Below are 14,017 nucleotides of genomic sequence, written 5' to 3'. Positions count from 1 at the left end.
GATAACAGGCGACCCATGACCGCAAACGACGCTTCCCCGCACCCCTTGCAACTGACCCGGGATGGTCAGTTGCGGCACTTTCTCACGCTCGATGGCCTTGACTGCGCCTTGCTGACCGACATTCTCGATACCGCCGATTCGTTTATTGAAGTCGGCGAACGCACCATCAAGAAAGTGCCCCTGCTGCGCGGCCGGACTGTGGTGAACCTGTTCTTCGAATCCAGCACCCGGACCCGCAGCACCTTTGAGCTGGCCGCCAAGCGTCTGTCTGCCGATGTGCTTAACCTTGATATCAGCACCTCGGCTACCTCCAAGGGCGAATCCCTGTCCGACACGCTTCTGAACCTGGAGGCCATGGCCAGCGACATGTTCGTGGTGCGGCATTCCCAGAGTGGCGCACCGCACTTTATTGCCGAAAGCGTCACCCCGGGCGTGGCCATTATTAACGCCGGTGATGGCCGCCACGCGCATCCGACCCAGGCCATGCTCGACATGCTCACCATTCGCCAGCACAAGGGGCGTTTTGATGGCCTGAAGGTGGCCATTGTGGGTGACGTGCTTCATTCCCGGGTGGCCCGCTCCCAGATTCGTGCCCTGAATGTGCTTGGGGCGGAAGAGGTTCGGGTGATTGCCCCGGGGACCTTGCTGCCCAGGGAGGTGGAAAGTCTGGGGTGTACCGTTGAGTACGATATGACCCGAGGCATGAAGGATCTGGATGTGGTGATCATGTTGCGTCTCCAGAAAGAACGGATGGAAGGCGCCCTGCTGCCGAGCGAGCGTGAGTTTTATCGGCTCTATGGCCTGAACCAGGAAAAGCTGGCGCTGGCTCATCCGGAGTGTATTGTGATGCACCCGGGCCCGATCAACCGGGGCGTCGAAATTGAATCCGCGGTGGCGGATGGCCCGCAATCCGTGATTCTCAATCAGGTGACCAACGGTATCGCCATCCGGATGGCGGTCATGTCCATGGCCATGGGTGGCCAGGTGGCCGAGCGGCAGCAGAAACTGAGTGGTAGGGGGCAGACATGAGCAGTGTTGAAACATCCACCGGCAACAGCCTGAAAATCACTGGCGGACGTCTGCACGATGGCGAAGGAAATGAGTCTGAAAACATCGCCTTGCTGATTCGGGATGGCCGGATCGCCGCCATGGGTGAGGCGGCCACCAGGGCGCGGGCGGACGAAACCATCAGCGCTGAAGGCTGTGTGATTGCCCCGGGTTTTGTTGATCTTTGCTGCAACCTCCGTGAACCGGGCAATGGCCAGAAAGGCAATATTGCCTCGGAAACCCGGGCAGCGGCCCACGGTGGCTTTACCACCGTCTGTGCTTCTCCGGAAACTTCCCCGGTGAACGATTCCAGTGCGGTTACCCACTTGATTCGTGACGGTGCCGCCAGCCGCTCGCCTATCCGGGTACTGCCCGTAGGTGCGATTACCCGGGGCCTTGAAGGCGATCTGCTCAGCGACATGGCCGGGCTGGCCGCTGCCGGTTGCGTGGCGGTGGGTAATGGCTCCCGGGGTGTACGCAATGCCCGGATATTGCGCCGGTGCATGGCCTACGCCCAGACCTTCGGTCTGACGGTGATGTTCAGCCCCGAGAACCAGGCTCTGGCGGCGGACGGCTATGCCCACGACGGCCTGGTAACCTCCCGTCTGGGCTTGCTTGGTATTCCGGAAGTGGCGGAAACAGCGGCGGTGATGGAAATGCTGTTGCTGGCAGAGGAAACCGGTGTGCGGTTGCACCTGAGCCAGTTGTCCTGTGCCCGCAGTGTCGAGATGCTCGCGGATGCCCGCCGCCGGGGCATTGCCGTAACGGCGGACGTGGCCATGCACCAACTGGTGTTCACCGAAGACGCCCTGGCAGGATTCGACAGCCGGTTCCACGTGCGGCCTCCGTTGCGGGGTGAGAGTGACCGACAGGCTCTGACCGCCGGTGTCCGTGAGGGCGTGATCGACGCCATCGTAAGCCAGCATCAGCCCCATGACACGGCTGCCAAACAGGCGCCCATGGCGGCCACCGAGCACGGGCTGTCCAGCATCGAGAGTGTTTTGTCGCTGGGGCTGGAACTGGTGGAAATGAACGAGCTGGCTTTGACGGACCTGATCCGGGCGCTGACTACCGGCCCGGCCTCGGTGCTTGGACGAACGGCCCGTCTTGCGGAGGGTGAGCCTGCCGATCTGTGTCTGTTTGATCGGCAAGCCTTCTGGGTGCCGGGGGCTCAGACCCTCGTCTCGGCCGGTCGCCATGCACCGGTGACCGACCGGAAATTGCCGGGCGTGGTCCGGCTCACTCTCGCCGAGGGCCGAAAAGCCTGGCAACAGCCGGCGGCCTGATCCGCGCTCGCCGGCTTAAAGTGCGGCAGAGGTTACGGTACCTCTGTCGACACCATCACAGAATCTCCCCTTCTTGCTGAAAAGCCTTGATGGCAGGCACCTGTGCCAACGTATTCTTGTGGCTGTCGGCCCATGGCCGACCAAGGAACGTTCGGCCTGGCCGCCGGTGCCCGACAATAAAAATCAGGAGTCATCCCGTGACATCAGCAAATCTTGCCCACAGGGTAGCCATGGCGGCTGCCCTCTATGCCTTTCTGGTATTTCCGTCCCTGGGTCATGCCCAGGCTCAGAGTGAAATCCTTGAACGCAGTTTCTGCGTGTTCGACCCGGTCGGCGCCAATGGCCCGCTGTTCGCCATCATCAAAACCTTCCAGCCGGCGGCCCTGCAAAGTGGCATCAAGCTGGATCTCCGGGCCTACACCGATGAGAAGGTTGCCGCCGAGGACTTCAAGGCGGGGCAGTGTGATGCCGTCCTGCTGACCGGCACCCGCGCCCGTGAGTTCAACAAGTTTACCGGAAGCCTGGAGGCCATGGGCGCCGTGCCCGGTGAAGAGGAAATGCGGCTGCTGTATAACACCCTGAGCCAGCCCAAGGCCCGGCCGTTCCTGATCGACGGCCCCTACGAGGTGGCCGGTGTGTTTCCGGGCGGCGCTATTTACCTGCACACCCGTGACCGCAGTATCGATTCGGTCGAGAAGCTGCAGGGCAAGCGGATCGCTACCCTGGATTATGATCAGGCCGCCGTTCGGATGGTTCGCCATGTCGGCGCGTCGGTGGTGGGTTCCAATTCCGCCAACTTTGCCGGCAAGTTCAATAATGGCAGCGTCGATCTGGCCTATGCACCGGCGGTCGCCTACACCCCCCTGGAGCTTTACAAGGGCGTTCAGCCAAACGGTGCGGTGGTCAGGTACGCCTTGGGCTACATGAACTTCCAGGTAATCATCCACCGTGACCGGTTCCCGGATTCGGCTGGCCAGATGGTGCGCGATCAGGTCATCAAGCGCATTGATGAGGCTTACGAAATCATCGCCCAGGCAGAAGCGGAGATCCCTGAGGATATCTGGATGACGCTGCCACAGCAAGACACCGCAGAGTACGACAAGATGCTGCGCAAGGTGCGCCTGTCGTTGCTGGAGGATGGTGTTTACGACGAGCGCGCCATCAAGCTGATGAAAGCGATCCGCTGCCGGGTTGATGCCACCCGTTCCGAGTGCGCGTCCGTCGCCGGAACCTGAGATTTGGTCGGCAGGTAGACAGGCCCGCGTTGGCGGGCCCCTGACTGCTTATCGAATCTCGTCTTTCAGTGCTTTTCCGGCCTTGAATCCGACCGTTTTGCTGGCGGGGATGCGAATGGTCTCGCCGGTTTGCGGGTTTCGCCCTTCCCGCGCCTCGCGGCTACGGATATTGAACGTGCCAAAGCCGGTCAGGGTGGTGTCTTCGCCCCGGGAAGCGGCGGCTGAGACCTGGTCGGTAAACGCTGTGATCACTTCACCGGCCTTGTCTCGGGTCAGGCCCGTGCGGTCGGCAATGGCCGCGGCGAGTTCAGGTTTGCGCATCGGATACTCCTTTTTTGCAGTTCTGCTTTTCAGTCTGGTACTGGCCGGAATCACACCGACTCGGGTTGCTCCAATCTTCTATAGTGGCTCGCGGCCTGTTGTGCAAATGATCGGGCGGTGGAGGAGTGTGTAATTTGGCGTCATTTGCGGCATCGGTCGCATAAAAACAGGATCTCGTACGCCATAATGCGTGCCTTGTTACAGTCTGTAACAAACCTGCGCGCTAGCGGGTGTCTGGCCGTTTGGTTGGCATAAGAGTGCATCAGAACAAAAACGCAAAAGGTGAAGAAAGTATGAGCCATTTCCGGAATACATCCCGCAAGGCGCTTTTTACGGCACGCCGTTTCCGTAACCTGGTGGCAGCCGGCACAGCCAGTGCGATCCTGAGCGGCTGCGGCGCGGTCAATCACATGATGTACAAGACCACCGGGGATGTCATGCAAGGCTTCTCCCGTGATCACACCGTACCCTTTCTCATGGAGAGCGATGATCTGGCCATGGGTTGCGCCATGAGCGAGGCGACAGCGCCGTTGCTGATGTCTTTCGGCCGGGTGACCCGTGAGCCGGATCAACTGGCGGTTATGCTCTATCTCTCTGCTGGCGGCTGTGCCGATGAACAGGCGCGGGAGTATGAGCTGGAGGCCCTTGCCGCCATGCACGCCATGAACGGGAATGCCGCGGAAGATGCGATGATCCGTCAGAAGCGGGCCCATACCGTCGCTGCGCGGCGCTATTACAAGGCATGGCAGCACCACAACGCCCAATACGGGAACCCCGCTGATGGTGAATGCCCTGACTTTGACGACGACATGGACGAGTTTATCTACATGGCCGGCCTGCTATCCGGTCTTCAGGCCCTCAACGCCCAGATTCAGTCCACCTCGTCCATTGGTGTTCCGGCCAACATCGGTTCAATTGCCGCCCGGGCCACAAGCTGCCTGGAAAATGACAAGTGGTGGGGCGCACCCATGGCTTTGCGGGCAACCGTATGGGCCATGATCCCCGGCGCCCAGCCCGAAGGCGAAGATGCCTTCGAGCGACTGGAAATTGCGGATGCCCAGGGGGAAGAAGCCGGTGTTCGACTGGCCCATGTATTTCATGCCATCGCAGCCCTGAACAGGGGTGATGAGGCCATGGTCCGCGAGGTGATCCGGGACCATGCCGAGTCTCTGGAGAGGACGCCAGCCAGCGAGGACTGGCGGTTTGTGGATGCCATGGCAACCAATATGATCGTGGCAGTCTCTGACCGCCTCTGGGTTGAGAACACAGGCCACCGTACACCGCTTGGCCAGCTTGGTACTTTCTGGGATGACAACAAGCAGGAAGACATTGAAACCATGGATCTGGACGATCTGCTGTAACCATTCCATACCCAGGGTAATCAGTTATGTCGAAGGGCGGTTTTCACCGTAGCGGGCTGGAGTGGTTTTCGTCGCTGCCTGCCTTTGTGCTGTTGCTGGCGGTGGTCATCTTCTCCACCAGCAGTGATATCCATAACCAGATGTTGCGTGGGGGCGAACAGCTCTGGAATGGCTATTACAAGCTGCGCTTCGATCCGGTCCAGCCCACCTGTGACCCGGACCGGGACATTGAGGCTGCGGTGGCTGCCGAACTGGCCGCGGATGCCCCTGTCGATGACCCCATGGCCGCCTTGCTGGGCGCCGGGGAAAAGGATCCGGCAGATATCCGCCTGGCCATCGAGCGGTCTGTCGCCGACTGCCGGCAGGCCCATCGAAGCTTTCAGGACCTCCAGGACAAGCTGACGCCGGGAGTCAAAGCCTACCGGGCAGTGGAACTGTTCATTGCCGATCTGATCGCCTTTGGTCTGGAATCCCAGCGTTTTATTCTGGTGCTTCTGGTCATGTTGTGTGCGGTGACCGCCACGTTGACCCGCCATCACATCGCTATGCGTGCGATGGAGACCCGGCTGGACTACACGGTATCCCATACGCTGCAAACCATTGCTAACGCCATGTTGCTGGGTTCCAGTGTCATCTTCCGGCAATCCAGCCTGGGCTCGGATACCGCGGTTTCATCGCAAGAGCTGTTGCTGCACAATTTCTGGATTGTTGGTTTCGCCTGCCTGACGCTGGCCAGTCTGTACCGGCTGTTCCGGGTGCCGGATGACCTGTGGGAGGGTGGCAGCCTGAACAAGGCCCTTCTGGCCGTCCCGCTCTATACCGTTATGTGCCTGATATCCGGTACCTATTTCGCCTTGATTGGACACGCATCGGGGATCGGCATTTATCTCGGCAAGATGATGGAGCTGTCCGATATGTTCCTGAATGTCGGTCTGTATGTCTGGGTGGGTATGATGCTCAAGCAGACCCGCCTTGCCACCCTGGTGTTCAATGTCTTCCGACCCTGGCGCATGCCGCCGGAGATGCTGGCCGTGGTAGCCGTTCTGGTTGCGGCGGTGCCGACCGCCTACACCGGTGCCTCCGGCATCTTCGTGATTGCAGCTGGCGCGGTGATCTACAGTGAGTTGCGAGCCGCCGGCGCCCGCCGCCATCTGGCACTGGCCGCGACCGCCATGTCCGGTTCCCTGGGGGTGGTCTTGCGACCCTCTCTGCTGGTGGTTGTGATTGCCTATCTGAACCGGGAAGTGACCACCGACGAGCTGTTCGGCTGGGGCATTTGGGTGTTTGTACTGACCGCCACCCTGTTTGCGTTGGTGGCCCTGAGTGTGAACCGCCAGAGCCAGTTCAACCTGGCATCTTCCGCCGAAGCCTTCCCGGCCATGACTCAGGCGCTCAAGGCGCTGATTCCCTATGTCCTGGTGATCGCCGTCGTGGCGCTGTTCTACTGGCTGGCTCTGGACGTGAGCATGGACGAGTTCTCCGCACCCCGGCTGTTGCCGGTGATCATGCTGGCAATCCTGCTGTATGAGCATATCAGCCTGAAAAACCGCAGGGGCAGGGCATCTGGGGAGATTAATCATCAGGGCCTGGAGCGAAGCCTGCGTGGCGCCACCAACGACACAACGGCCGAGATCGGCGCACTGCTCCTGTTGCTGGGGCTGTCAGTCAGCATTGGCGGGGTGATCGAGCGCTCCCATATCATGGCGACCTTCCCGCAGTCCTTTGATAGTGCCTGGTCGGCGATGCTGCTGATGGTGGTCATCCTGGTGATCCTGGGCATGATCATGGACGCCTTCGGTGCCGTGATCCTGGTGACCGCCACGGTTGCGACCATTGCCTACGCCAGCGGTATTCATCCGATTCATTTCTGGATGGTCACTCTGGTGGCGTTTGAACTGGGTTACCTGAGCCCACCGGTGGCCCTGAATCACCTGCTGACCCGGCAGGTGGTCGGCGAAGCCGAGGTGCTGGCCGCACAGATGGAGCCCGGGACTTTCTACCAGCGCCACGAGCGCATTATCATGCCGCTGATTGTCATGGGCATCTCGTTGTTGCTTGTGGCCTTCGTACCTTTGATGTTCTACGCGGGGTAACTGCAAAAAGGCACCGACAAAAAAGCGCCGTGCTTTGGCAGGGCGCTTTTGGGATCGGAGTTAATTCGGGGTCAGATGAACTTTTCATCTGACCCCTTTTTCAGTATTTGGCCTCAGCTCAGCTTGGGGCCAGCTTCGATGACCGCATCCGCCACATCAAACTTCCTGAAGTTCTCCACGAACTGGCCGATCAGCTCCTGGGCTTTGCCGTCGTAGTAGTCCGGGCTTACCCAGGTATTGCGCGGGTTCAGCAGCCTGGTATCCACGCCGGGTACGCGTTTTGGAACGTCCAGATTCAGGGTGGGCAGGTGCTCGGTTGCCACATCGTCAAGATCGCCGTTCTGGATCGCGGCGATGATGGCGCGGGTCGTCGGGATGCTGAAACGCTCGCCTTCCCCGTAGGGACCACCGGTCCAGCCGGTATTGACCAGGAAGACCTTGCTGCCAAACTCGTCCATGCGCTTCATCAGCAGTTCTGCGTAAACGCCGGCCGGGCGCGGGAAGAATGGTGCGCCGAAGCAGGTGGAGAAGGTGGACTTCAGCTTGGAGGAAGATCCCATCTCGGTGGAGCCGACCAGCGCGGTATAGCCACTCAGGAAGTGGTAGGCAGCACCTTCGCGGCTAAGAATGGATACGGGCGGCAAAACACCGGTCATGTCACAGGTCAGGAATACAATGTGAGACGGCTCGCCGGCGCGGTTTTCGATAACGCGTTTTTCGACGTGCTCCAGCGGGTAGGCGCAACGGGAGTTTTCGGTCAGAGAAACGTCGGTATAATCCGGCTCCCGGGTCTCCGGGTCGACCATCACGTTTTCGACGATGGCGCCGAAACGGATGGCGTTCCAGATGATCGGTTCGTTCTTCTGGGAGAGGTCGATGCACTTGGCGTAGCAGCCGCCCTCAAGATTGAATACCGTGCCCGGGCCCCAGCCATGCTCGTCATCACCGATCAGGAAACGGTGCGGGTCTGCAGACAGGGTGGTCTTGCCAGTACCGGACAGGCCGAAGAACAGGCAGGTTTCGCCATCTTCGCCCACGTTGGCGGAGCAGTGCATCGGCAGCACGTCTTTTTCCGGCAGCAGGAAGTTCTGCACGGAGAACATGGCTTTCTTCATTTCGCCAGCGTAGTGCATGCCTGCCAGCAGAACCTTGCGCCTGGCAAAGTTGATCATGACGCAGCCGTCACTGTTGGTGCCGTCCCGCTCGGGCACACACTCGAAGTTGGCGGCGTTCAGAATCTGCCATTCCTGCTTGTCGGCCGGATTGTAACTGTCCGGGCGGATAAACAGGTTGCGGCCGAACAGGTTCTGCCAGGCGGTTTCGGTGGTCATTTTCACCGGCAGGTAGTGCTCGGGGTCGGAGCCGACGTGAACGTGGGATACAAAACGGTCTTTTTCGGCAATGTAGGCTTCAACACGGTCCCAGAGGGCGTCGAATTTTTCGGCGTCAAACGGACGGTTGATCGGACCCCAGTGGATGTCGTCAGAGGTGCTTGGCTCTTCGACAATGTAGCGGTCCATGGGGGACCGGCCCGTGCGATCACCGGTTCTTACCACCAGTGAACCGTTGGATGCCAGCTGGCCTTCGTCACGTGCCAGTGCCACCTCGACCAGTCGTGCTGTACTCAGATCATTATAAGTGTTGCTCACTTCGACCTCGCCCTCGGGATGTCTTAGTGATTGCTCAGGTCGCCCCAAAAATTGATGGAAATCTGAACAATCGGGTCAATTCAGGCGCGCTATTATGCCAGAGACGCCGGTAAAAAACGACTCTGCCCGGGAAGCCTTGCTATCAGTGGCTTCCCGGCGAATCAGAAGAGCTGTTAGTGTAGCGTATGGCCTGTGAAAAGGTGATCAATATCGTTTCTGTCGAAGCGATAGTGAGCATGACAGAACTGGCAGTCCATCTCGATGGAGCCCTGTTCCTCCAGGATGCTGTAGCACTCGCCACTGCCAATGGCCTCCAGGGCACCGAGGGTGCGCTCCCGGGAGCAACTGCACCGGAAGGCGACCGGTTCGGCATCGAACAGGCGCACGGTTTCCTCGTGGAACAGGCGGTGCAGGAGCGTTTCACTGTCGAGCTCCAGTAGCTCGGAGGCCTCTACTGTCCGGGCGAGATGGTTGACCCTGTCCCAGAGGTCGTCGTCCTCTTCACTGGCGCCCGGCAGGTCAGTAGCGCCCGGCAGGCGCTGAAGCATCAGGCCGGCAGCGGCATGTTCATCGGCAAACAGGAGCAGGCTGGTGGGAATCTGTTCCGAGCGGTCGAAATAGTCTTCCAGGCAGCCACCGAGAGTGTCCTGTTCCCGTGGCACCACACCCTGATAACGGCTGCCCTTGTTCGGAGTAATGGTGATGGCCATACGGCCATCGCCTAACAGGTTGTGGAAGCTGTCCTCGCTGACGGCGTGCTCGTCAAAGCGGGCCAGCCCCCGGATGTAGCGGTCATGGCTGCATTCCGCCATCAGTGTGCGCAGCGGCCCTTCTCCTTGGGCCTGGATCGACAGGGTGCCCTCGAACTTCAGGGTGCTGCTCATCAGAATGCTGGCAGCCAGGGCTTCGCCCATCAGGCCTCTTACCGTGTCTGGGTAGGGCGCCTGGCTGCCGATTTCGCGAAAGCTTTCTCCCAGTTGTACCCAGGCTCCCCGCACCTGGCTGTGCTCGAAGATAAAACGCTGGAACTGGTCGCGGGATGCCATTGTGTGTCTCCTGGAAACGGACTGCCGGTCTTGGCAGTGATGATCCCGACTTACGTGCGGGGGTGCATGAATGGGTTCAGATGCGGTTTTGCTCGCGGAAGCGCTGAATATCCCGGCGGTCCTTTTTGGAGGGACGCCTGGCCGGAGGAAGCTGCGCCGCCTGCATGGTTTTTCGCTGCCAGGCCATTTCCTCGCGTTTTTTAACGCTGTCTTCGGCTTCGTGGTAAAGCTTCTGGGCTTCCGGTGCGCCGCGACGCCGGTCGCTTATATCATCAACAACGACGACCTTTTCCTGCCAGCCCAGGCGCAGGGTCAGTTTGGCACCGGTCTCCACCAGCCTTCCGGGTTTGCAGCGCTGGCTGTTGTAGTGAACCTTGCCGCCCTCAATCGCTTCCTTGGCCAGGGAGCGGGTCTTGTAGAAGCGCGCCGCCCAGAGCCATTTGTCGAGTCTTACGTGTTGGTCGTCAGGGGTTGATGCCGTCATATCTCCTCACCTGATGGGCTTACGATCCGATTATAACCCTGTCATCGGCCGGATGGCAGTGGTGAGCGCTTTCTCAGGGCCGGGAGGACTTCGTCAAAGTGGTGAATGCCGGGTATCTCCCGGTGCCGGGTCCGGGCCTGTTGCTGGCTGTCTGGTGCCAGCACCGCAAGACATTGTGCAATGCCCGCACTTCGGGCGCTCTCCAGTACCGGAAAGCTATCGTCCACCATCAGGGTGGTTTCGGCCCGGTAAGGCGCCAGACCCTGAAGATCCTGCCAGAATTCAGGGTTTTCCTTGGGTTTGCCAAGCCGGTGGCTGGAAACAATGTCATCGACCCGCGCTTCAAGACCGGTCCGCCGGAGCTTCAGGGCCAGAGGATCCGGGTGACAGTTGGTGACGATGACCGAGCGCAGGCCGGATGCCCGAAGGGCGTCAAGAAAATCGGTTACGTGGGGCCGGTAACCGATCCGGTCCCCGACTTCCGCTTTCAGGCTGGTGATGTCGAGGGAAAGCCGTTCACTCCAGTAGTCGGTGCAATACCAGTTCAGGGAGCCGCGTTCGGCCATGATCATCGGGATCAGCCAGTCCCTGGTATCCTGGGGATGAAGGTCATGTTGCTCGGCATAGCGTGCCGGCAGATGCTCAAGCCAGAAGTGGTTATCAAAATGCAGATCCAGCAGTGTTCCGTCCATATCAAGGAACACCGTTTCCAGGGAAGACCAATCAACCATACACAAAAACAGCCTGAAAATTTTCCTTCAGGCTGCCGGAGATTTTGCGCAGGGGCAAGCCGTGATAGTACGGAGGCTGCCCCGCCGGGTCTGGAATCAGTTGTTGGCCGGTTCAATCGTTTCCGGCTTGCGGCCGGTGCGGGTGCAGCCGAGACAGCGTACAAAAGTGGCGCGCGCCGGGCCCATTACCAGCACTTCACCGGCTTCATCCGCGTTACCGCCCAACAGGGAGAACGGCAGTGACACGAGGTATACGGCGCTGCCAACGATGGTGGTTGCCAGCAGGGCCGGTCGAATAAAAACGGCGTCGCTGGCCATTGCCAACGCTGACGGGGATTCATCCACAGCCTGAGCGTATCCGAGGGATGAAAATGCCAACAGGCAGGCCGCCACAGTGGCCACCAGGGTGCGGGAAATCTTGCGGGTCATCGTACTGTCTCCTGAGCTTTTTTGGCCCTTTTATAGGTGCTGTCTCCAAAGAAAATGGCACCGGAATCGCATCGAGAGGATACAGTTCCATTGTAAACCGTGGGCGTTAATCCTCTGTTAACTATGAATCATATTTGCGTATTTTCAAACGATTTTCCGTTGCGGAATGTGCATTTTCGTTAGTGTTCAGCGTTGGCAGCGGGGGCAGTAAACCGTGGCACGGCTGTTCATGCGAATTTCTTTCAGCGGGGTTTCGCATTCCTTGCAGTTTTCTCCGCCACGGCCATACACCAGAAGGGACTGGGCGAAGTAGCCGGGTTTGCCGTCGCTGTTGACGAAATCTCTCAGGGTGGTGCCGCCCATCAGGATGGCTGCGCTGAGGGTCTCCCGAATGGCCTCAGCCAGCCGGTGATAGCGGTCCAGGCTGATGCGACCCGCCTTGCGCCGGGGGTGTATGCCCGATTTGAACAGGGCTTCATTGGCGTAGATGTTGCCAACACCCACCACCACGTGATTGTCCATGATAAAAGACTTTGCCGGGGCGTTCTTGCCTCGGGAACGCTGGAAAAGCATCGCACCGTTGAATTCCGGCGCCAGAGGTTCAGGCCCAAGGTGGCTGATCAGCGGGTGATCTGTGACGGAGTCAGCCCAGAGCCAGCAGCCAAAGCGCCGGGGATCGTTGAACCGCAGGACGACACCGGATTGCAGTGCCAGGTCAATATGGTCATGGGCCATGGGTGGTGTGTCATCGGTAATGATCCGGAGGCTGCCGGACATGCCCAGGTGAACAATCACCGTTCCCTGGTCCACATTGAGGAACAAATATTTCGCACGCCGGCCTATACTTCTTATCACCTGTCCCCTGAGCCTTTCGCCCAGATCCGCCGGTACAGGCCATCGCAGGCCACCGTTTCGCACCGTAACACCTGCAATGGCCTGGCCTTCGCAATAGGGCGCAATACCGCGGCGGGTGGTTTCGACTTCAGGCAGTTCGGGCAAAGGGGAGCCTCCGCAGGAAAAGGAATAAGTGTAATCAGTAACAATTTCGCAGCCAAATGCGGTTGTTGTGGCTTACAGCTGTACGCTAAAGTGTCCGGGTTGGCCCTACGCCAAAGTTTAGGATTTTGAGGATTTGCTATGTGGTTTAATGGTCTTTTTGACCTGTCGGTGGTGCAGCTCATTCTGGTTACGCTCGGGATGACCCACATCACGATTGTCAGCGTAACGCTCTACCTGCATCGCCATTCGGCGCATAATTCGCTGGATCTGCATCCGGCCCTGAAACACTTTTTCCGATTCTGGTTGTGGCTGACCACCGCCCAGAATACCAAGGAGTGGACCGCTATTCACCGCAAGCACCACGCCAAATGCGAAACCGAGGAAGACCCTCACAGCCCGGTGGTGTTGGGTATCCGCAAGGTTCTGTTCCAGGGCGCCGAGCTTTATGCCGAATCGGCAACGGCAGAGACCCTTGAGAGATACGGCCAGCGTACCCCGGAAGACTGGGTGGAGCGCAATGTCTACAGCCGGTACCGGGTGCTGGGCATCACCCTGATGGCGGTCACCAATCTGGCGCTGTTCGGTGTTCATGGCATCTGGATCTGGGCGGTGCAAATGATGTGGATCCCGGTATGGGCCGCTGGCGTGGTGAACGGTATCGGCCACTGGATGGGTTACCGCAACTATGAATGTGCCGATAACGCCCGCAACATCAGCCCGCTGGGCCTTTTGATTGGCGGCGAAGAGCTGCATAACAACCACCACACCTACCCGAATTCCTCCAAGCTGTCCCGTCGCTGGTTCGAGGTGGATATCGGCTGGGGTTACATCCGGCTGTTCCAGTTGTTCGGACTGGCGAAGCCGAAAGGGTTCCGCCCGATTGCCCATCGTGTGCCCGGCAAGATGAATGTTGACGTGGAAACCGTTCAGGCTATTGCCAATAACCGGTTTGATATCATGCGCCAGTACCGCAAGCGGGTGATGGAGCCCGTGCTGCGCCAGCAGAAGGTGCTTATGGACGATGAAGTTCGTCCCAGGTATCGGAAGCTCAAACGGCTGCTGTCGCGTGAAGTCACACAGATTCAGCCGACAGAAAAGGAGACCCTGGAGTCCGCATTGGAGCGAAATCCGGTGCTGCGCCAGATCTATGAGAAAAGTCATGAGTTGCAGTCTCTCTGGCGTCAGCGTGGTCTCAGGCCCCAGGACAAACTCAACGCTCTGATGGAGTGGTGTCGGGAAGCGGAAGCCAGTGGCATTCGCTACCTGGAAGAGTTTGCCGGACACCTCAGGGCCTATTCTCTGCGGCCCTCGGGCTGAGTGCCGCAAAGCCGAACGC

Annotated in this window: 13 protein-coding genes; 6 read left to right on the top strand and 7 right to left on the bottom strand. The window is 59.5% G+C overall.

Features of this window, described 5'->3' with window-relative positions; translation table 11 throughout:
* The first annotated feature begins 15 nt into the window (after positions 1–15).
* From QPL96_RS11495 to QPL96_RS11485, 3 genes are all read left to right on the top strand, one after another.
* Positions 16–1,029 carry an aspartate carbamoyltransferase catalytic subunit gene (locus tag QPL96_RS11495; RefSeq protein WP_303287511.1) on the top strand — a complete coding sequence of 338 codons (1,014 nt, stop codon included), beginning with the start codon at positions 16–18 and terminating at the stop codon, positions 1,027–1,029.
* A complete protein-coding gene (locus QPL96_RS11490; RefSeq protein ID WP_303287510.1) occupies positions 1,026–2,333 on the top strand; it encodes a dihydroorotase family protein in 1,308 nt (435 codons plus the stop codon). Before QPL96_RS11495 ends, QPL96_RS11490 begins: the two co-directional genes overlap by 4 nt.
* Positions 2,334–2,563: 230 nt before the next feature.
* On the top strand, positions 2,564–3,568 hold the full coding sequence (locus QPL96_RS11485; RefSeq protein WP_303287601.1) for a putative solute-binding protein: 1,005 nt from the start codon (positions 2,564–2,566) through the stop codon (positions 3,566–3,568).
* A gap of 48 nt (positions 3,569–3,616) precedes the next feature.
* Here QPL96_RS11485 and QPL96_RS11480 read toward each other — a convergent pair whose 3' ends face one another.
* Positions 3,617–3,889 carry an HU family DNA-binding protein gene (locus QPL96_RS11480; RefSeq protein WP_303287509.1) on the bottom strand — a complete coding sequence of 91 codons (273 nt, stop codon included), beginning with the start codon at positions 3,887–3,889 and terminating at the stop codon, positions 3,617–3,619.
* 293 nt (positions 3,890–4,182) lie between these two features.
* Here QPL96_RS11480 and QPL96_RS11475 point away from each other — a divergent pair, with 293 nt between their 5' ends.
* Positions 4,183–5,250: a hypothetical protein gene (locus QPL96_RS11475; protein WP_303287508.1), complete on the top strand. Its 1,068-nt coding sequence runs from the start codon at positions 4,183–4,185 to the stop codon at positions 5,248–5,250.
* Between the two features lie 26 nt (positions 5,251–5,276).
* Positions 5,277–7,343 (top strand): TRAP transporter large permease subunit, encoded by a 2,067-nt coding sequence (locus QPL96_RS11470; RefSeq protein ID WP_303287507.1) that lies wholly within the window; start codon positions 5,277–5,279, stop codon positions 7,341–7,343.
* A 113-nt stretch (positions 7,344–7,456) separates the two neighbouring features.
* Here the strand turns inward: QPL96_RS11470 and QPL96_RS11465 are convergent, their stop codons facing one another.
* The 6 genes from QPL96_RS11465 to mutM all read right to left on the bottom strand — a co-directional run bounded on the left by QPL96_RS11465 (position 7,457) and on the right by mutM (position 12,681).
* Complete coding sequence (locus QPL96_RS11465) at positions 7,457–8,992, bottom strand: phosphoenolpyruvate carboxykinase (RefSeq protein ID WP_303287506.1); 1,536 nt, start codon at positions 8,990–8,992, stop codon at positions 7,457–7,459.
* Positions 8,993–9,165: 173 nt separating this feature from the next.
* Entirely contained in the window at positions 9,166–10,038 is an 873-nt protein-coding gene (hslO, locus tag QPL96_RS11460; RefSeq protein ID WP_303287505.1) for an Hsp33 family molecular chaperone HslO, read from the bottom strand.
* 76 nt (positions 10,039–10,114) lie between these two features.
* On the bottom strand, positions 10,115–10,522 hold the full coding sequence (gene hslR / locus QPL96_RS11455; RefSeq protein WP_303287504.1) for a ribosome-associated heat shock protein Hsp15: 408 nt from the start codon (positions 10,520–10,522) through the stop codon (positions 10,115–10,117).
* A 41-nt stretch (positions 10,523–10,563) separates the two neighbouring features.
* Entirely contained in the window at positions 10,564–11,253 is a 690-nt protein-coding gene (gene yrfG / locus QPL96_RS11450) for a GMP/IMP nucleotidase (protein ID WP_303287503.1), read from the bottom strand.
* Between the two features lie 96 nt (positions 11,254–11,349).
* Positions 11,350–11,682 carry a hypothetical protein gene (locus QPL96_RS11445; protein WP_303287502.1) on the bottom strand — a complete coding sequence of 111 codons (333 nt, stop codon included), beginning with the start codon at positions 11,680–11,682 and terminating at the stop codon, positions 11,350–11,352.
* 186 nt (positions 11,683–11,868) lie between these two features.
* Positions 11,869–12,681 carry a bifunctional DNA-formamidopyrimidine glycosylase/DNA-(apurinic or apyrimidinic site) lyase gene (mutM, locus tag QPL96_RS11440; protein WP_303287501.1) on the bottom strand — a complete coding sequence of 271 codons (813 nt, stop codon included), beginning with the start codon at positions 12,679–12,681 and terminating at the stop codon, positions 11,869–11,871.
* A 138-nt stretch (positions 12,682–12,819) separates the two neighbouring features.
* Here mutM and QPL96_RS11435 point away from each other — a divergent pair, with 138 nt between their 5' ends.
* Positions 12,820–13,998: a fatty acid desaturase gene (locus QPL96_RS11435; RefSeq protein ID WP_303287500.1), complete on the top strand. Its 1,179-nt coding sequence runs from the start codon at positions 12,820–12,822 to the stop codon at positions 13,996–13,998.
* The last annotated feature ends 19 nt before the right edge of the window (positions 13,999–14,017 follow it).

This window comes from Marinobacter sp. SS8-8 (genome assembly GCF_030540945.1).
In the GTDB taxonomy this organism is placed as follows: domain Bacteria; phylum Pseudomonadota; class Gammaproteobacteria; order Pseudomonadales; family Oleiphilaceae; genus Marinobacter.
This window is presented reverse-complemented; position numbering and strand designations above follow the sequence as displayed.

Bases quoted from the DNA above. Each gene is read 5' to 3' on its own strand.
- QPL96_RS11485 (WP_303287601.1), top strand. From the start codon at position 2,564: ATGGCGGCTGCCCTCTATGCCTTTCTGGTATTTCCGTCCCTGGGTCAT.
- yrfG (WP_303287503.1), bottom strand. From the start codon at position 11,253: ATGGTTGATTGGTCTTCCCTGGAAACGGTGTTCCTTGATATGGACGGA.
- QPL96_RS11480 (WP_303287509.1), bottom strand. From the start codon at position 3,889: ATGCGCAAACCTGAACTCGCCGCGGCCATTGCCGACCGCACGGGCCTG.
- QPL96_RS11490 (WP_303287510.1), top strand. From the start codon at position 1,026: ATGAGCAGTGTTGAAACATCCACCGGCAACAGCCTGAAAATCACTGGC.
- QPL96_RS11495 (WP_303287511.1), top strand. From the start codon at position 16: ATGACCGCAAACGACGCTTCCCCGCACCCCTTGCAACTGACCCGGGAT.
- hslR (WP_303287504.1), bottom strand. From the start codon at position 10,522: ATGACGGCATCAACCCCTGACGACCAACACGTAAGACTCGACAAATGG.
- QPL96_RS11470 (WP_303287507.1), top strand. From the start codon at position 5,277: ATGTCGAAGGGCGGTTTTCACCGTAGCGGGCTGGAGTGGTTTTCGTCG.
- hslO (WP_303287505.1), bottom strand. From the start codon at position 10,038: ATGGCATCCCGCGACCAGTTCCAGCGTTTTATCTTCGAGCACAGCCAG.
- QPL96_RS11445 (WP_303287502.1), bottom strand. From the start codon at position 11,682: ATGACCCGCAAGATTTCCCGCACCCTGGTGGCCACTGTGGCGGCCTGC.
- QPL96_RS11475 (WP_303287508.1), top strand. From the start codon at position 4,183: ATGAGCCATTTCCGGAATACATCCCGCAAGGCGCTTTTTACGGCACGC.
- QPL96_RS11435 (WP_303287500.1), top strand. From the start codon at position 12,820: ATGTGGTTTAATGGTCTTTTTGACCTGTCGGTGGTGCAGCTCATTCTG.